General features: G+C 67.4%; 12 protein-coding genes and 2 pseudogenes. 5 read left to right on the forward strand and 9 right to left on the reverse strand.

Features of this window, described 5'->3' with window-relative positions; genetic code table 11:
• Positions 1-196: 196 nt before the first annotated feature.
• The 5 genes from ACH4OW_RS32880 to ACH4OW_RS32900 all read right to left on the reverse strand — a co-directional run bounded on the left by ACH4OW_RS32880 (position 197) and on the right by ACH4OW_RS32900 (position 7,548).
• Positions 197-3,493: an AAA domain-containing protein gene (locus tag ACH4OW_RS32880; protein ID WP_398031535.1), complete on the reverse strand. Its 3,297-nt coding sequence runs from the start codon at positions 3,491-3,493 to the stop codon at positions 197-199.
• 784 nt (positions 3,494-4,277) lie between these two features.
• Positions 4,278-4,625, reverse strand: a complete 348-nt coding sequence (locus ACH4OW_RS32885; RefSeq protein ID WP_398031536.1) for a hypothetical protein — start codon at positions 4,623-4,625, stop codon at positions 4,278-4,280.
• Between the two features lie 243 nt (positions 4,626-4,868).
• Positions 4,869-5,462: a hypothetical protein gene (locus tag ACH4OW_RS32890; protein ID WP_398031538.1), complete on the reverse strand. Its 594-nt coding sequence runs from the start codon at positions 5,460-5,462 to the stop codon at positions 4,869-4,871.
• 226 nt (positions 5,463-5,688) lie between these two features.
• Positions 5,689-6,177, reverse strand: a complete 489-nt coding sequence (locus ACH4OW_RS32895) for an RICIN domain-containing protein (RefSeq protein WP_398031540.1) — start codon at positions 6,175-6,177, stop codon at positions 5,689-5,691.
• Between the two features lie 141 nt (positions 6,178-6,318).
• Positions 6,319-7,548 (reverse strand): RICIN domain-containing protein, encoded by a 1,230-nt coding sequence (locus ACH4OW_RS32900; RefSeq protein ID WP_398031542.1) that lies wholly within the window; start codon positions 7,546-7,548, stop codon positions 6,319-6,321.
• A 330-nt stretch (positions 7,549-7,878) separates the two neighbouring features.
• Here ACH4OW_RS32900 and ACH4OW_RS32905 point away from each other — a divergent pair, with 330 nt between their 5' ends.
• On the forward strand, positions 7,879-10,101 hold the full coding sequence (locus ACH4OW_RS32905) for an ATP-binding protein (RefSeq protein WP_398031544.1): 2,223 nt from the start codon (positions 7,879-7,881) through the stop codon (positions 10,099-10,101).
• A 467-nt stretch (positions 10,102-10,568) separates the two neighbouring features.
• Here ACH4OW_RS32905 and ACH4OW_RS32910 read toward each other — a convergent pair whose 3' ends face one another.
• From ACH4OW_RS32910 to ACH4OW_RS32920, 3 genes are all read right to left on the reverse strand, one after another.
• The gene (locus tag ACH4OW_RS32910) at positions 10,569-10,928 is read right to left on the reverse strand and encodes a hypothetical protein (RefSeq protein WP_360131780.1); all 360 of its coding nucleotides are present in this window, start codon (positions 10,926-10,928) and stop codon (positions 10,569-10,571) included.
• A gap of 997 nt (positions 10,929-11,925) precedes the next feature.
• Positions 11,926-12,171: a hypothetical protein gene (locus ACH4OW_RS32915; protein ID WP_360131777.1), complete on the reverse strand. Its 246-nt coding sequence runs from the start codon at positions 12,169-12,171 to the stop codon at positions 11,926-11,928.
• A gap of 181 nt (positions 12,172-12,352) precedes the next feature.
• Positions 12,353-12,487: a hypothetical protein gene (locus tag ACH4OW_RS32920; protein ID WP_360131774.1), complete on the reverse strand. Its 135-nt coding sequence runs from the start codon at positions 12,485-12,487 to the stop codon at positions 12,353-12,355.
• A gap of 293 nt (positions 12,488-12,780) precedes the next feature.
• Between ACH4OW_RS32920 and ACH4OW_RS32925 the strand changes: the two are divergent.
• The 3 genes and pseudogenes from ACH4OW_RS32925 to ACH4OW_RS32935 all read left to right on the forward strand — a co-directional run bounded on the left by ACH4OW_RS32925 (position 12,781) and on the right by ACH4OW_RS32935 (position 14,671).
• A pseudogene (locus tag ACH4OW_RS32925) lies at positions 12,781-13,655 on the forward strand (IS5 family transposase).
• Positions 13,656-13,709: 54 nt separating this feature from the next.
• Positions 13,710-14,132 carry a VOC family protein gene (locus ACH4OW_RS32930; protein ID WP_360131771.1) on the forward strand — a complete coding sequence of 141 codons (423 nt, stop codon included), beginning with the start codon at positions 13,710-13,712 and terminating at the stop codon, positions 14,130-14,132.
• A 401-nt stretch (positions 14,133-14,533) separates the two neighbouring features.
• Complete coding sequence (locus ACH4OW_RS32935) at positions 14,534-14,671, forward strand: hypothetical protein (RefSeq protein ID WP_398031547.1); 138 nt, start codon at positions 14,534-14,536, stop codon at positions 14,669-14,671.
• A 154-nt stretch (positions 14,672-14,825) separates the two neighbouring features.
• Here ACH4OW_RS32935 and ACH4OW_RS32940 read toward each other — a convergent pair whose 3' ends face one another.
• Positions 14,826-15,722 (reverse strand): alpha/beta hydrolase-fold protein, encoded by an 897-nt coding sequence (locus tag ACH4OW_RS32940; protein WP_360131765.1) that lies wholly within the window; start codon positions 15,720-15,722, stop codon positions 14,826-14,828.
• Between the two features lie 1,336 nt (positions 15,723-17,058).
• On the opposite strand from ACH4OW_RS32940, the pseudogene ACH4OW_RS32945 reads away from it, so the two are divergent.
• A pseudogene (locus ACH4OW_RS32945) lies at positions 17,059-17,527 on the forward strand (transposase family protein); the annotation flags it as partial.

Genomic DNA, 17,527 nt, shown 5'->3' on the forward strand with positions numbered 1-17,527 from the left:
ACGGCCCCGTGCCAAAAGCAACCGCCACGACCGTGACGCCAACGGCGCACCAACTGGCCGGCAAGGCTCTCCAGACCAGCCTCACCGCCTTGCTCGAAGGGGGTGATCCGGCCGACCGGCACAGGCAGCGACGTAACCATGCCGACGTCTGAGCACAGCAGTGGCTCTCAGCAACTCCGGCGCACAAGTCGCGGGGTTAGCGGCCCCGCCCTAGACGGATGTTATGGGTCCAGGCGTTCGTCCCACCCTTGGGTGTGGTCTTGCAGGCCGGGGCGTAGCAGCGCCAGACCCAGGTGCCATTCTGCCTGCGGCGGATCTCGATCTCCTTCCCCCTGCAACGATCACAGCGAGGCGGAGCCGCGAAAATCGCCGCGTGCTCGTGTTCCAGCAGCTTCCGGGCGAAGTGTGCACCCCGCATCGTCAGCATGACTTCACGGGTCCAGCTCTGTGAGAGGACGTTGAGGCTGCCGAGCATGACCGTCCGCTCGTCGATGACCGCGATCTTCTGGTGCATGACGTTCATCGGTACGACCACATCTACGATGGTTCGCAGGTCGGCGATGAGTTTCTGGTTGGCCGGCTTCTTCTGGAGCTGATCGGTGTCGTCTCGGATGAAGACGCGGATGCGTACCCCGCGGTCGGCCGCCTTACGGAGTTCGGGCAGCAGGGAGCTGACCCGCTTGGCCACCCAGGGTGCCCAGAGCCACAAGGAATGTCGTGCGTGACGGATCTCCTCGGTGAACGTGCGGTAGAAGTCGCGCTCATCGTCGATCTCCGTCACTTCGACGTGCCGGCTCAGCACTTCGGCGAGCGCGGTGCCGAACTCCCCTCGGAGCGCAGGGGGCGCGGTCGGTGGGGTGATCAAGGACTTCGCTTGGAGGACTCGCACGCCGCGCCGGGCCTCGATGAGTGCCGCGAGTTGCGCAAGGGGGCTTCCTGGTTTCGCGTTCTTGACGCGCTCGCCACTGGCGATGATGTACAGACGGGTCTTGACCCGGGTGACGGCCACATTGAAGAGGCGGACGCCGTCCCGGGGCCAGCTGCTGGCCGCCGGCTGTAGGTGGGCGCAGGCCATCCACAGCTCGCGGCTGCCCGCTCCGCCCTCCACCGTATCGAAAACGACGATGTCGAACTCCCGGCCCTGGAACTTGTGCGCGGTGCCGACCTCTGCCAGCGCGCCCCCTCCCGGGCCTTCCACGTCCCGCAGTGCCTCCAGGGTGGCATCGGACTGGACGCGGTAGGGCGTGACGATGCCTGTCTCCTCGCCCAGTTCGCGGTGCAGTTCCACCAGCGCCCGTGCGATCAGTGAGCCCGCCGGCCACCAGCCGCTGCGGCTTCCGGTCCGGTGTGCCCTGGCCAGCTCGTGCAGCCCGTCCGTGTCGATCAGCACGATCTCCGGGTCGTCGGCCGGGCGTGCCGCCTGTGTCTGACTGCCTCCGGTGAGCACACCACCGTATGCGAGGCCGTTGGCCAACCCCATGACGGCAGGGCCGAAACGGTGCTGTTGGGTGAGGGTGACGCAGGCCGGGTGGGCCTGGGCGTCGGACGGTTCTGCTATTCCGCAGTGCTGGAAGACGTCCGGCAACAGCCAGCGCTTGACGTCCGCGCGCTCGTGCACCTTGAGCTCGGGTGGGACAACCGCTCCCAACTGCATGAAGTCTCCGAGAAGGACTGCCGTCCGACCGGCCTTTCCCGTGGCGAGCAGGACTTCGGGCAGGGTGGCTGCGCCCGCCTCGTCCACGAGGACGACGTCGTACGGCCCCTCGAAGACTGCTCGGTTCGTACGGAACCGGGCCAGGGTCGTGGCGACCAGCTTGGCGTCTTTGATGATCTCGCTCTGGGCGTCGCGGGCGAGACGCTCGTACTCCTCCTGGGCTTCCTGGTATTGCTTCTCCAGCGCAGGCCGCCGGGTCGTATCGGCGACTACAGCCGGGCGCAACCGACCCGCCCGGGCGAAACGGGCCGGCCAGCCCTGCTGCTCTGCCTGCTCCGTCAAGTCACTGGCCTGCTGAGCCCGCTCTGCGGCCTCCTCCGCCCTGGCCTTGTCCTCTTTACACCTGTCGTAGTCGCGACCGGCCTCCCGCTCTGCTGCCAGGCGTGTCTTGGCGTCGGCCGCCAAGTCGGCGGCCTGCTCCCGGGTGAGCGCAATGGTGTCGGTCAGGGCTGCGATCCGAGCGTCGAGGGCCTCGATGTGGGTGGTGGCCGTGGCGCGGGCCTCGGTCGCCGACCGCTTGGCGGACGCGGCAGCCCGCTCGGCGTCCGCCAGCTGCCGCTGCAGCTCGCCGGCCTTTTCGCGCAGACGCCACTTCTTCACCGCGCCCTTGCCCTCTATTCCCGCCAGTTCCTGGCGCAGGGAATCGCAGGCGCCTTCCGCCAGCAGCGCGGCTGCCTCACGGTGTTCCACTGCCTTCCGTACCTGGACCGCTTCCCCGGACAGCCGGTCGACCTCACGCCAATGCGCACGCGACGCCTCCGCAGCCTTGTCGCGGGCCGCGGCCGTCTCGGCTGCGGACAAGGCGTCGCGGTAAGCCCTCTCGGAGTCGGCCAGACGTCGACCGGCGGCTTCCCGTCGCGCCCGCGCCGATGCGAGATCTTCACCGGGTGTACGGAGCAGCTTCAGCGCTGCGAAGTAGGCAGCGGAGTCGAACCCGGCCAGACCACCGTCCAGGGCGGCGAGCTGCTCGGCTCGACGCTTGATTTCGACGAGTTCGGTTTCGAGGGTGCTGCGCCGGGCGGCCGTGTCCGCCAAACGCGCCTTGACCATCAACGGCAGCGACACCGAGGCGTCCTCGGCCACCTCCCGTAGATGCGGCGGGCCCACCCGGACGATGTCGCCGGGGCTGTGCCGCTTGGCCCGCACCACTCCGAGCAGGGCATTGTCCACGGCGATGTTCGTGGCCGAGACCAGCAGCACTCGGTCGCCCCTGGTGATGAGATCGCCGATGGCTCGTTTCAGGACGGTCGTCTTCCCCGTGCCCGGAGGGCCCCACACCAGGTATACCCCCTCTCCGAGGCAGGCCCGGTAGGCGTCGCTTTGCGCGGGGTGGAATCCGGGCGGGTCTGCCTCGTGGGCCGGTGCTCCGCCAAGGCGGCCGGCTGCAAGGGCTGCCGCCAGAGGGTGCTCACCGAGACCGGAGATGCCGTCCCGCAAGGCTTCGACAAGGAACGTGGGCGGCTGCTTCAGCATCCACAGGTGCGGGTCGGCCACGTCGGCGAACTCGGCCACCCGTAAAGACAGCAGAGAACCGTTCTGAACCATTTCCGCGACCGCGAAGCCGTTCGTCTCAACACCGTCGTTCTCCGGTCCGGCAAGCCGCAGACTGTCGAGCTGATCGGGCCCGATGTCGGAGCCACGGAGATCGACAGCGTACTGCCCCGCGTCCCCTGTGCGGGCCGCCCGGCCGATGCGCTGCCAGCGAGGCTGCTTGCCCGCACCGCCTTCCACATTGATCCACTCGCCGAGCGCCGTAGCGATCTCGTCGCGCCAGCCCACGTACCAGTCCCCCCGTCTATGGCCCTCATCGTGCCCCCAGCGGCAAATTTACCCACGCCGAGGAAGTGACATACGGCAGGGCTACTTGCGGGCAGTCAGAACTGGGAGTCTCACGGGAGGTAGCTGCAGGTGCCGATACGCTGGCAGGATTGCGAGGTCCTCGGGACACACGTCGTTCGACCACGGCGCTACCGGCCGAAGTGCTGATCGCCTGATGCCTCGTGAGCGCCCGCCGTGAAGGAGGCCATCGACGTACCTTCGCGCACGTGCGGAGCCGTCCCCGTCGCCGGATCTCTTCTCCCCGAGCCGGACTGGCGGGTCCCGCGTGCGTACCCGAAGCCGAACCTCTGAACCACCATGCGCCAGCAAGGCATAACGGTGGCCGAGCACATGATCCGGACCATACACGGACCAACGCTTCCCCAATGGCGCTCACAGCCAGCATTGCAGCAGTTCAGCACTACTATGAGTCTTGTACCACCAGCAGACGAAGAACTTGCTGGTGAGCTACTCGCCGAAGAAGCCGGGGTTCTTCTAACGGCCCGCGGGAAGGCGCCTGAGCTGGACTTCTGCCCGTCAGGCGCCTTCTTCTCAGCTAACTCGGAGCGAGACCTGTATTGCGTGGCGCCTCCCAGCCCCTCCCGCCGCTAACCCCCTCCCGCCCAGCCCTTCCGGACCAGTCACGGACCCGAACCTCGGTCGCCCGAGTGCAGCCAAAACGAGAACCCGGCGTGCCGCAGGTCGTACGGCCGCTTGGCCAGGCCGGTGGCACGTCCCGCCCGGGTCAAGCCAACTCGCGGGCCCGTGCCGACGTCATTCCGTAAGCCGCAACGTCCCCGTAGTTGCCTGCCATGTTGCGGAACAGCAGCCCGTCCGGTGCCACGCCGAAGCGTTCGATGTGTGCTTTGAGCATGCGCACGAACTGCGGTGGGATGGGCACCTGCCGGGTCGCGGTGGCCGCGCGGCGCTTGAACGAGTGCACCTCGTGCACAGCGCCGTCGTCCGTCCACTGCTTGCCCGAGGTGACGACGCCACCGGACAGGTTCACCAATCCCCACCCGTTATCGGGCAGATGACACTGGTCGAGCCGCAGGTGGATGACCTCCGTCGGCCGCATGGCCACGTAGTACATGCTCCGCACCCGGGCCCACCTCCTCGTTGACCGCTGGCGCGCTCCACCTCAGCCCGTTGAGGGGGCTCTCCGCGAAGAACCTGCTCTCCATCGCCGTGTTGAGGACCTCGTTGAACGCAGCCCTCTTGCGCCGCGCCGTCTTGGCCGCAGCAGTCTTCCCGTCCAACTTGCCGCACATGGCATCCAGCGCCCTGCGCAGCACGTCGGCCTCCGCCAGAGCGCTGACAGGTAGGGAGTGCCGCTTCATCCATTCGATGGCTTGCGCCACTCATCGTCCGGCTCCCAGGACCACGCATTCTTGTTGAAGGCCCACGAGTACAAGGCGCGCCGCAGCACCCTGGGCTCCGGGTAGGCCACGCCTGGCAGCACCAGAGCAGGCGTGATGGGGGCAAATGCGTCGGCCAGACTGCAGCGGGTCTTTCCCGGCGTGCGGTCCCATCTCTGGTCGAGATATTCGTAGGCGAGGTCGTACCACGTTGTCCGCTGCTCGATGGCGCGCAGCTCGGACGCCGGAAAGCCCGTGTGCTCGTCGAACGGCTCGCCGTCGCGCGCGGCTGTCACCAGCTTCGTGCTCTGCGTCGGCCCGCCGGCCTTGACCCAGCGAGCCCTGGCACCGCCGGGCAGCAGTGCCTGCGTGGACTGTGGTCGCCCGCCGGTCAGCCGGCGGCGGTCTTCGGGATGGTGTGCGGTCGGTGGGCTGGAGGTGCTGTCGTGGGCGCAGCGCAGGCCGGGCTGGGGCAGCCAGTAGGCGCGGTGCACGGTGCCGCGGCCCCGGCTGGTCTGGAGGGCGACCTGGTATTCGGGGCGGCCGTCGGCGTGGTCCAGGCGCGCCGTCACCGGCGCGCACTTCCAGGTGCCGCCGTCACAGGCGTACAGGGCCGGCCGGTCGCGTTCCCGAACCGATGGGCGGGGCAGCTTCGGGCCGTGGCCCCTTGCTTCTCGCGGGACTGGGTGGCCGCCAGATGCAAGAGGCCCTTCTTCCGTGCGTCTGTACCGGACAGCTCACCTGCAGCAGGCTTTTGTACGAGCTCTCCGCCCACACGAACGGATGGGGAGCGGCCGGTCAGACGCGGAAGAACAGCCAGCTCTGGTAGCGGTTGTTGACCGTACGCAACTTCAGGTACGCATTGCCTTTGTCGTCCGAATCCAAGGCGACGCTCGCCGCTTCGCTAACCTTCTGGTTCATCAGCGCATTGGAACCGGCATAGGAAGTGAAGTACCACTGCTGGGGATAGTAATTCGGGGCGCAACGCAGTGCACGGACCTCCGTGTCGCTAATGGCGGCGAGGCACAGTCCGGTACGAACATTCTCGAGACGGAATTCGGTTTCGGTCCCGCGCGGCACCCACTGCTGGTACGGGTTGTCGGCGGTACACGCCTTGGTGTACACGTTCCCCTGAAGGTCCGAATCGAGACAGCGGCCGGTCTGCTGGTTCACCACCGTGTTCACTCTGTCGAGAACGGGATCGGCCGCATGTGCGGAGGGCGCCGCGACCATGCTCATGCATGCGGCGGCCAGGGCTCCGGCTATGCCGAGTTTCGCTTTCTTCATGACTCTCCTCGTGCGGCAGGCTGGTCGCCTGGAATGTTTCTCATGAGAGGGGTGCAAGGAGCGACGAGCGCACCCGACACCACCGGGCAGCAGTGCCTGCTGGAGCGCGCGGGCCGCTGCTGGCCGCGCGCGTGCCACTGGTCAACTGCGGAACACGGGTATGAAGAGCTGGGTGTCGGTGTCGGTGCACCTGCTCAAGACGGGGAACCTGAGGCCCTTTTCGCCCTTCATGGTCACGCATAGTTTGGTCCTCTCGTGCACGAGGTGGAAGGACCCGGGATCGATCGAGGTGAGGCTGAATTCCTGGCTGTGCTGTCCGGCGCAGTCCCATTCGTTGAGGGAGCTCCCACTGGTGGCGCCATTGCCGCCGGAGACGTCGATGCATTTGTCGGTCTGGTTGTTGACGAGGTTGAGGTGGTTGTTCGCGGCGCCCCGCAAGCGCCAGGTAACAATGCCCATCATGCTGTCGGTGACCGGAACGATCCGCGTGCCGTTCTCCGAGCTGCCTCGCTCGGGTGCCAGGACACGGTCCTGGTCACTGGCGCTGGCGAGACCCATCGGCACTCCCAGCCTGACCTGGCGGGTACGGAATATCACCGGGTAGTGGTCTGAATTCATGTATGCGCCCCGCTGCGCGTAGTAATCGGGCATAAGTCGGGAGGAGATCATGTAGTCGAGCTCCCCGCCGCTCTGCTGAGTGGCACGCCCGGATTGGTAAATGTACCCAGGATGCGCGCGCCCCGCCTCGCCCATGTCGCTCGGGTCACGGTTGAAGTCCCCCACTGCTGCCCAATGGCGGCCCGCCTGGCGTGCCTGCTGGTCGATGTTCGCGGTCAGTTCGTTAGCCTCGTTGTGGCGGCCGGATGCCTGTGCGTGCACGGAGTAGTAAATGTCGTCGTCGAAGCGCACGCCCAGGGCAGGCCGTGTCCCGTTCCGGCCGGGGGGAGCGACGAACACCTCATCCGCGGGCCGGTGCGTGACGATCGCCAGGTTGACCCGGCCGCCGTTCCCTCCGTCCTGGGGCCGGCCCGCAAGCCAGTACACATGCCGGAACGCACCTCCCCTGTCAGGCCATTCGTACCGCTCGACTGCATAGCCGTTCGGGGTAAGTATGGAGATCACATGGCGCATGATGAGTGGATCCGGGCGGGGGCCCGCCTCCTGGACCAGGACGATGCCGTTGTCCCGACTGAGGTTCCGCACATCACTCCATTTGGCGCCCTGCGAGTTCCACGTCGCAACCGTCTCGGCACTGGGCCGTTCAGCATGAGCGGCCGGAGCGGAGTACCCGATGAGCAGGCCGAGAAGAACGGCCAGCGCCATAGCCAGCACAGGGGCCCTTCTTCGCGCCTCGGACAGGGTGAATGACATCGGAGCAGGCCTTTCCTGGGGGTTCGTAGGTGTGCGCGAAGTCGGGAGAGAGGTGGGTGTCGCTGCGCGGGCGCAGCTCGTTGGCGAGGCCGGTCGGCCCGCTCTGGGTGGTGTTCGGCCGCGGCTTCGGCGGCGGACACGGGGTACGCGAAGTGACGGAGCGCGGCGGCCGGGTGGGGCCGGCCCCGCGTTCGTACGGCCTCAAGCCAACCCGACGCCGCCCAGGCGCAACAGGAAATTCCACCTGCAAAAGTAGGTTGCTGGTTGCTGCATACTTTTGCGGGTGGGGTTGCGGGCCCGGTGGGCCCTGGCGTTGTGGGGGCTTTGAGGATGGGTACGGGAACACCGGCCGACGGCGGCTTCGGCGTGCTCCTGCACGGCCTGCGCAAGAGCGCCGGGCTCACGCAGGAGGAGCTGGCGCAGGCGGCGGGGGTCAGTGTGCGGGCGCTGTCGTACATGGAGCGCGGACGCTCACGCGGGCCGCAGCGCCGGACCGTGGATGCCCTGGCCACGGCCCTGCGCCTGAGCCCGCGGGACGCGGGGGAACTGGAGCGCCTGGCGAGCCTGGGACGGCCCCGCCGGGCCCCCGCGGCGCAGGTACTGGCGCCTGCCGCTGTACCCAGGGCCGTTGCGCCAGCGGGTGTGCCTGATCTGCTGCCGCGCACGCCGCGCGGCTTCCACGGGCGGGCGGCGGAGCTGGCCGCGGTGTCCCGGGCCGCCGTGGGTGAGGCGCCGGTGTGCCTGGCCATCGGGCCCGCCGGGGTGGGCAAGACGGCGCTCGTACTGCACTGGGCCCACCAGAGCCGTGCCGCATTCCCCGACGGGCGGCTCTACGCCGACCTGCGCGGCTTCGGCGACACGGGCGAGCCCTCTGCCATGGAGGTGCTGCGCGAGTTCCTGCCGGCGCTCGGTGTGACGCACGGCCGGATACCGGAGTCGGTCAACGGCGCAGCCGCCTTGTTCCGGTCGCTGGCCGCCGACCGCCAACTCCTCGTGGTGCTCGACAACGCGCGCAACTCCGAGCAGGTCAGACCGCTCCTGCCCGGCGGGCACCGCTGCGTCACCATCGTCACCAGCAGACACCGGCTGCCGGGGCTGATCGTCACCGACACCGCCCGGCCCGTCGCCGTGGACGTGCTCGGGCCAACGGACGGCACGATGCTCCTGGCCGGAGTACTCGGCGCCGAACGGGTCCGCGCGGAGCCGGCGGCCGCGCGACGCCTGGCCGAACTGTGCGGCGGACTGCCCCTGGCGCTGCGGGTGACGGCCGCCCGCCTGGCGCAACGGCCCACCTGGCCGCTGAGCGCGATGGCCGCCGAACTGTCCGACGAAACGAGCCGGTTGAGCCTGCTGGACGTGGAGGACACCAGCGTGCGAGCGGTGCTGCGGGTGACGCTGCAACAGCTCCCGGAACGCGTCTCCCGCCTGTTCGCCCATCTCGGCTGCCACCCCGGCACGCACCTCGACCGGTACGCCGCGGCGGCCCTGGCAGACACGGACCCGGCAGCCGCCGAGACCTGCCTGGAGCGGTTGGCCGCCGCGCACCTCGTCACGGAGACGGCGCCCGGCCGCTGGACGATGCACGATCTCGTGCGGCTCTACGCACGGAGCCTGGACGCCGGGCCCGATGCGCTCAAGCGCGTGCTCGACCACTACCTCGCCACGGGACTCGCGGCGGTGGCCGCCGCCGAGCCCGGCAACGAGGAGTGCTTCGCGCTGCCCAAGGACTTCCTGCCACCCGCCGCCGTACGGGAGTTCGCCGACCGGTCCGCCGCCGTGGCCTGGTACGCGGCCGAGCGGGACGACCTCACCCTGGCAGTGGCCGCGGCGCACGCCGCCGGACTGCACGGCAGGACCTGGCGCATCGTCCTGACGCTGTGGCCGCTGATCATGTGGCGCGTGCGCGATGGCTGGGCTCCGCTCCTTGAGACCGCGCTCGAAGCCGCCCGCACCGACGCCGACCACCACGGCCAGTCACGGATACTCAACGTCCTCGGCTGGATTCTGATCGAGGAAGAGCACATTCCCGAGGCACTCACCCACCTGGAGGCCGCCCGCGCACTCGCCTCCCGGACAGGTGACGCGGTGGCCGAGGCGAACGCTCTGATCGTTGTGGCCATGGCCCAAGCGGCACTCGGCAGCCTGGACGAGGCCGCACAGGGATGCGAGCGGGCGGTGGAGCTGGCGCGCCAGGCCGGCGACCGGACCATCGAAAAACTGGCCCTGCAACACCTCGCCCGCCACCGGGCCGACGCCGGCCAATGGCGCCAGGCCCTCGACACCGCGACCCAGGCCCTGGCCCTCCACGACCAACTGGGCACGACCGACATCCCCCGGACACTGCTGCTCATGGTGAAAGGAGAGGCGCTGCTGGCGCTCGGCAACGAAGCCGAGGGCATCAGGCAACTCGAGGTGGCGGCCCGGGAAGCGGAGTCCTCCGGCTACGACGACGGCGCGGTACGGGCGCTCGGCGCACTGCTGCGCGTATCAGCCGACGCCGGACTCCAGGCACGCTACGACGCGGCACTCGCGCGGCTCACCACTCGCACGTGAAGCGCTGATTCGCCGCTGCCGACCGCGCCCGCGTGCGCTACCGCCGCCGTCAACCGACTTACCACTCCGACCAGGTCACACACGCAGCGTTACGATCCACAGAACGAGCACCAGAGCCCGTTCAAACCTCTATAGCCAGGCGCCCGAAGCGTGGAAGCCCCATGCCTCCTACCGTTGCACCTACCCCAAGGCACGGGGTACGGGTGAAGAAGTACTACGGCCTGACCGCGACCAGCGCGGAACGCACTGCGCCGGAAGCCATGCGCAACGCTACCGAGTGCAGGCGACCACAAGCGGGCCGGCGACGGCCCGGTGGCGCCGGTCGCCGGGGTGCACGGCCTGACGCAGGCGACGGTGATGGCGCCCAGGCACGTACGCCGTCCCCGGAAGCGCCAGCGTACGTAACCTGCCACCGCGAGCGGCCGCAGCCGCGGTAAGCGGACCTGGGCGGCGCGAACCTGCTGGCCTCACCTGCAGTCGATCGACTTCGGGCTCATGGTCCCCGCGTAGTGCCAATCGAAATTTTCGTTGTTCCGCGTCCAATAAATGACGTGGAAGGTCCCTGATTTCACCCCGCTTACCCGTTCCTTTGACCAGGATGCCCACTGCCACGCCCAGTGAGTGTGTCCCCAGCCGTCCTTCCACCTGACCATGCCGTCGTAGACGTTCGAGCCGCTGGGCCACTTGTGGTCCTGGTACATGCCGTACCAGTCGTCCTTGTGCTCCCTGGTGCCCTCGTACCCGAAGGCGACGTAGCCGCCCGAGCACTTCAGATAGGGGTACGCGTAGTAGCCGGCCTTCTGCGACGCCGCGGTCGCACTCTTCACCGGAGGCGCGCCCGCATAGGCAAAGGCCCCCGCGGAAGGCGCCTGTGCGATGCTGGCCAGTACCAGAACTGCGAGTCCGGCACCCAAACACTTACGCATTCTCCCTCTCCTCCCTTTCCGTATATCCTTCATCTCCAAAGTAAGTGAAAATTTTCAGGTGTACACATAACTCACAGGAGTGAAAACGCAAATGTGATTCGCCTGATATTCGGGTAGTCCTAACGGTTGGACTGCAATCGCGCGCGCCACCTGCCGACTCGCGGACCAGCATCCGCGGACTCTCATTCCGATCTCCTGCCAGCACGCCCCTGGCGTGCTGGCCCACGGGATGCTGTGACGCAGCGAGTGCGAGATGCCCGGGCCAGGGACTGCACAGACCCAGGACACGCTTGTGTGAGTCAAAAGGAGTCCGACGGCACCGGGTGACCGGGCCCGCCAGGGACGTTGACGAGGCCGGACAGATGCCGGTCCGTACGGCGAAGTTGGGACCGGTGAACGACCCGGCGCCTGCCCGGTGCGTCAGCGATTCGACCGGCCAAGAACCCCCGTGGCGCTGCCCTGCCGTCTGCGGGAGATCCCCGACGCGCCGCTGGTGGCCGCACAGCACGGGCGGTGGCAGGGTGATTCGGACGCGACAGGGATATGTCCAGGCTGGGCATGGGCGCACTCCTCGGTGCGGGCGACGGACGGCGGTCGGCGGTCGGCAGTCGGCGGTCAGCGGTCGGCTCGGACAATGCGATGGCTGCCACTGTCCGCAGCCAGTGGCCGCGCGGTCGGCCAGCGCCTCGCCCCACTGCGAAGCCGACCTCATGGCCGCCGCGTCACCGGCGCTCCCCGAACTGGCGCGACACCTGACCCGACGGAAACAAAAACCCACCGCCGGACGAAACGCTCAGTTGAAAGTGCGGCCGCAAACGGAGCTTCTGCGCAGAGGCCAGCCGGTTTTCGCCCCGTTGACCGCAGCGTAGTGGCATACGTTCAGTCACGCCGATCAAGATCACCTGCTCAATCGGTCAAAATTACTTGGCAGAGGACAACAGTGCCGTCCAGCCGGCAAGGTCGCCAACAGCACCACCACCGGCACACCCAGGGCCCCCAGCCACGCCAGCACACCGTGCAGCAGACCCGACGTATAGGCGTCGTAGGCGTGCACTTCGTCCAGCACCACGATCTTTCCCGCCAAGCCCAGCATCCGCACCGCCAAGTACCGGGAGGCCAAGCCGGCCAGCAGCAGCTGGTCCACGGTGGCCCATCACCGGCGCCAGCAGCGACCGGTAGCGCCCCGTGACCCACTGCGAGACCACCGCGCCCGCCCCCGCACTCGTCCACGCCACCGCCTTCTGCAGCAAGGCCCGGTAGTCCTGCTGACAGGCCGCCTTGCCGTGGGCCAGCGCCACCGTCCTGCCGGCGCCCTGGCTTCTGAGTCATCTCAGGATGCGGCCGAACATCTGGTTGGCGGTGGTCCGGATGGACAGCCCGAAGAACACCCCGTTGACGCCCAGCCGGGACGCCAGTACCTCCGCCGCCGCCAGCGCGGCCTCCGTCTTGCCCTCCCCCATCGGTGCCTCGATCAGAAACAGCCCCGGCCCTGTCACCGAGCGGCCAGGTCGTAGGCCGCCTCCTGCACCGCCCGTGCCGTCTCGATGTTGAAGCGGGAGCGGTACAGCGCCGCCGCCCCGGCGCGCGGGCTGCCGGGACTCGCCCTGGACCTGCTGCCACAAGCCGGTGCCCCGGCGCTTCGGACGAAGCCGTTCGCCGAGCCACCCCACCCCGGGGAAGCACCCCGGGGTGTCCCGCCAGCACTAGGTGTGTTGTTCGGAGAGGTTGATCAAGACCGTGAAACGATCTTTGGATGGCTCGTGGAGACCTGACGGACGAACAGTGGGACGGCTGGAACGGCTGTTGCCGCCGATTCCGAAGACGGGGTGACCGCCACGGGTCGGGCGGCAGGTCTTCGACGGGATCTGGTGGCGCGCTCGCACCGGCTCGCCCTGGCGGGACATACCTGAGCGGTACGGCCCGTGGAAGACCGCCTACATGCTCTTTCGTCGCCGGCAGAGCAACGGCACCTGGGCCAGGGTCTTGAAGAAGTTACAGGTCAAATCCGATGCTGCCGGACCCATCGAGTCGAAGGTGCCGGTCGATTCCACGATCAGCCGAGCGCACCAGCACGCCGCCGGGGCTCGTGAAAGGGGGCTGCCAGTCCAGGCCGGACGAGTCCGGACGGGCTGGTGGCCGAGCCGGACGATCACGCACTCGGCCGCTCGCAAGGTGGGCCGACCACCAAGATTCATCTGGCCGTCAACGCCTCCTCCCATGTCCTGGCCACCGTGGTCACCGCTGGATAGCGGGCTGATGCCCCGGTGTTCGCCGAGGTCATGGCCCGCATCCGCGTTCCGCGGAACGGCGGCGGAGATCCGCGCACTCGACCCGCTCACGTCCTGGCCGACGCGGTTACTCCTCCAGGAAGATCCGCGAATGCCTGTGCCGCCGGCAGGTCCCCCACACCGTTGCGGAGAAGCGCGACCAGGTCGGCCGCCGCCGACGCCGGGGTTCGGCCGGCGGCCGCCCACCCGGCTTCGACCGTGAGACATACAAGGCCAGCCACCAAGTCGCGTGCCGGACCGGGCTCCTCAAGCAGGCGCGGGGGGCGCGACACGGTACGAGAAACCTGCCGTCCGCTTCGAAGCCACGATCCAACTCACCTTGATACGCCAGGCGCTGTGACATCTAAACCGCGACCCAGGTGCCCTCCAGCAACTGCACTACAGTTGGCCCACCATGCCCGAACTCTTCGGAATCAACCATCTGACTCTGTCCACCACCGACCTCGACCGGCTCGTGGCGTACTACACGGAGTTGCTCGGAGCAGTGCTCGCCTTCGAGCGCGCCGCGACCCCTTGTGATCCTCGGATCGCAGTCATCGACGTCGGCGGCGATGACCACCTGATGATCGTCGAAACCGCTACCGCCCCCACCACCGATCTCGATCCCCTCGGCAAGGCCGGATGGGGGCTGCGCGTGGGAACACACGCGCAACTGTGTGAGGTCCGCGCACAAATCCTGGACGCCGGGTGGCCGGTCGGACAGATCGAAACACTGCCCACGCAGTGGACGATGACAGCTCGCGATCCCGATGGACGCCCTGTGGACGTTCGAGCCCATCGCCCACGCACTTCATCACCGTCACCAACCACTGGCTAACGGCTACTCCAACTTCAAAACACGCCCTAGTGCTCCGACGCACACGCCACCGGCGCAAACACATACGAGTTCAGCCAAGCGAGCAGCGAACGGACGTGGCTCACCGCCTATGAGCGGTCTGCCATATGTTCAAGCTGGCGCCCGGCTCCTCGGCCCGGTGCGTCCGGAACGGCTGAGGCGCACTTGGTGCTGCGCCCGACGCCACCGTTCGGGAGATGGTCCGGACCGTGGAGTCGTGCAGGGCCGTCGCGTCGGGAACCGCGTGGCGGGTACTGGCCCGCGAAACCGCCGAACGGAGGAGGTGATTGCACACCGTCGGGGGGCCGGGCTGCCCGGCGACATCGAGGGGCAGACCTTCGAGGCGCGGACGAACTGTGAATATTCGTCCCAGGCAATGCTCGATGCCCAAATACAGCACGGCGATCTCGCGCCTGTACACGCATACCCTCGACGGCGCCCACATCGTCTTCGGTGGCCTGCGCCAGCTGCTGCACGACGACGGCATCGAAATCGCTGTGGCGATCCGCAAGCCCGGCTAAGCCGCCACGGCTGGATGACACTGCCAGTTCTTCGTGTGACGCTCATGGGAGGGCCCGAACCGGTTTTCCGGTCCGGGCCCTATACGCGCCGACGAAATCATCACGCGGCTGCGGTGAGACGCGGAGCGCCCGAACGGCGAGTTGGCGGTTCGGGTCAGCTACCGCCGGCCACGGGGCCGCGCATCAGCTTGCTCATCCACTCGAGTTCGCCCGCGAAGAATCCGTCGGCGTATGCGTAGCCGCTGTGGCTGCCCTTGACGATCTGCATTTTCGTTTTGACCGGTCCCGCAGTGATCTTTTGGCGGAATTTCTCGACGTTCTTCCTGGGCTCCGCGTTACCCATGAGGAACGACAGGTGAACTTCGGGACCACCCTTCCTGCTCAATTGACTGGCCAGGAAGGCGGGACTGTTCTCTTTCTTCTCCCTCTCGTGCCCACGCCACAGTTCCGAGTCGGGCTCGGTGTCGGTTCCGCCGGCGACGGCGACGCTGAAGCGGTCGGGGTGCTGTAGCACCATCTTCATGCCGACATAGCCGCCGGATGAGGATCCGAAGAAGCCCCACCCCTTGGGGTCCTTGTATGTGCGGAAGTTCTCTTTCACCAGGTCCGGGACGTCGTCCGACATCCAGCTTCCCATTTTAGGTTGGTTGGGAATGTCACTGCCGTCGTAATAATGCTTCTTGTCCGCATTGAGAACCGGCATGACGACGATGAAAGGCAGACTCTTGCCCGACTCGACGCCTTCGCCCATCCGCTCCGGGAATTTGAACTCCTTGCTGAACCAATAATTGGTGGGGTAGCCGACCGACCCAGGCAGGGCGGTGAGGACCGGAAACGCACTTTTCTTGTACTTCGGATCGTCGTACTGTTTGGGAACCCAGGCCCATACTCGACCCGTGAACCCCGATTTTTTCCCTTTCAGGGTCGTCCACACCACCTTGGTGCCGTCGGGTAGCTCTCGCTGCGTCGTCCACTCGCGCTGTTTTGTCGGCAGCTGAACATCTCTCGCGACCTCGTCCTGCCGAGGCTGCGGACCGCCGCCGAAGGACACTGGGGCGTCGTCACTGGAGCATCCGGACAGAGCTAGCGAAAAGGTTAGGGCAAGGGCCGCTATATAAGCAGGACGACGGTTCATAACAGCTCCGTACACAGCGCGATGAGTGTTCCAGGCGAGAAGATGAAGAAAGAGGACGCCGGGTTCCCTGGATCGACGCCTTGGTCATAGAGATTAAGGGCATGGGCGGCGAGCGTCGGCAACGACGGGCGCGCCAGCCCAGTTCGGTGGGCCGTTGATCGAGCCGCAGCGGGCCAAGCGCTATGGCCTGAAGGTCGAGTTCGGGAAGGTGTCAGGCGGTAAGGCGGCGGTACGCGAACGCGCCGAGGGGTTCGGCGGGACGGGCAACAATTCCTCATCGCTACCCCTGGGCGGCCACTGCCCCCACCCCGCTTGCAGACGCTTCCGCACGCGGAGATCCTGCAGCAAGTCTGGGAGCACCAATACTACTGGGGGGTGGACGAACCACTGCACTGGCAGGAGGCATCACGTTACCGCCTGCCGCACTGGCGGTTCGCCCCCTATGACCGCAATGCCGGACTATTGCCGCAACCGAGATGCCGACTGCAGCGGCTACCGTGCCCACCTCACCGAGACCTGCGACATGGACCTTACGCATCTGGTGGAGCCCGTGGCCACCACCATCACCCCGGGCCAAGGGCAGCATCCGACAAGACCATCGGCAGAAATTTAGCCGCCTGCAGTTGGTCCCGGGCAAGCATGCGGTGGACACCGCCTACGCGTCGCCGGCCCGGATCGAACGGGCCCAACGCGTGCATGGCATCACCTTGCGCGGGCCAATCCCCTCGACCGCAGACACCAGGCCAAGACCAGCACCGGTTCGACAAGCCCCCCTTTGCCATCGGCTGGGAGCAAGGCGTAGGAGGAGATGAGATGGTCCACTCGGGCAATGCCACCGGTCTCGGGCACAGGCGAGAGGGGGACGTTAGACACGAACAGCAAGTACTCCGGAATGCGTCCCCGTTTCGAGTCGGGACGCAATCACTCTTTTAGTTCAGCCTCGACCTGACGTTCAAGCCATTCAGCGGCGCCCGAACCGATGCCGGAGGAAAGCTGTTTGCGCTTGGCTTGGATTACGCCGTAGCCGTCCGTGAACGTCACCTCTCACCCCCATCCTTACCGTCTCCGAACGCGGACACACCAGGGCCAAGCCGCGCAAACTCCCGCCACCCAAGACGCGTAAGGTCGTAGTCCACCCTGCCATTCTGGCAGCCAGTCGAACGCCGACGCAGGAGTTCCTCGCACCGGGAACACTGATACTCGTCTAAAGGTTGTCCCGTAACCAGTGGTGCGGTTGGCGCGTTGGTTGGGCATGGGTGGGGTGATCTCGGCAGGTGATCCGAAGTGGATCGAGCCGTTTGCTGGTCTGACCGAGGTGCAGTTCGCCGGGCTGGTGGCACTGTGCGGCGTCGCGGTGGTGACGTTCAGCGTGGCCGCCCGTGGCGGCTGCCGCTCGAGGACCGGGTGCTGCTGGTGGCGACGTACTGGCGCACGAACCTCACGTTGCGGCAGGTGGCGCCGTTGTTCGGGGTCTCGAAATCCGCGGCCGACAGGATCCTCGACCACCTCGCCCCGCTGCTGGCCATCTCCCCGGCCCGCCGGCCACGCAAGGACACCGTCTCCATCGTCGACAAAACCCTGGTACCCACCCGCGACCGCACCCTCGCGTCCTCGAGCAAGAACTACCGGTACTCGACCAACCTGCAGGTCGTCATCGACGCCAACAGCCGCCTGGTGGTGACGGTCGGCCTGCCGCTGCCCGGCAGCCGCAACGACTGCCG

This window comes from Streptomyces sp. NPDC017056 (assembly GCF_044332485.1).
Classification (GTDB): Bacteria; Actinomycetota; Actinomycetes; order Streptomycetales; family Streptomycetaceae; genus Streptomyces.

Bases quoted from the DNA above. Each gene is read 5' to 3' on its own strand.
- ACH4OW_RS32930 (WP_360131771.1), top strand. From the start codon at position 13,710: ATGCCCGAACTCTTCGGAATCAACCATCTGACTCTGTCCACCACCGAC.
- ACH4OW_RS32920 (WP_360131774.1), bottom strand. From the start codon at position 12,487: ATGGGGGAGGGCAAGACGGAGGCCGCGCTGGCGGCGGCGGAGGTACTG.
- ACH4OW_RS32885 (WP_398031536.1), bottom strand. From the start codon at position 4,625: ATGTACTACGTGGCCATGCGGCCGACGGAGGTCATCCACCTGCGGCTC.
- ACH4OW_RS32905 (WP_398031544.1), top strand. From the start codon at position 7,879: ATGGGTACGGGAACACCGGCCGACGGCGGCTTCGGCGTGCTCCTGCAC.
- ACH4OW_RS32900 (WP_398031542.1), bottom strand. From the start codon at position 7,548: ATGTCATTCACCCTGTCCGAGGCGCGAAGAAGGGCCCCTGTGCTGGCT.
- ACH4OW_RS32935 (WP_398031547.1), top strand. From the start codon at position 14,534: ATGCCCAAATACAGCACGGCGATCTCGCGCCTGTACACGCATACCCTC.
- ACH4OW_RS32895 (WP_398031540.1), bottom strand. From the start codon at position 6,177: ATGAAGAAAGCGAAACTCGGCATAGCCGGAGCCCTGGCCGCCGCATGC.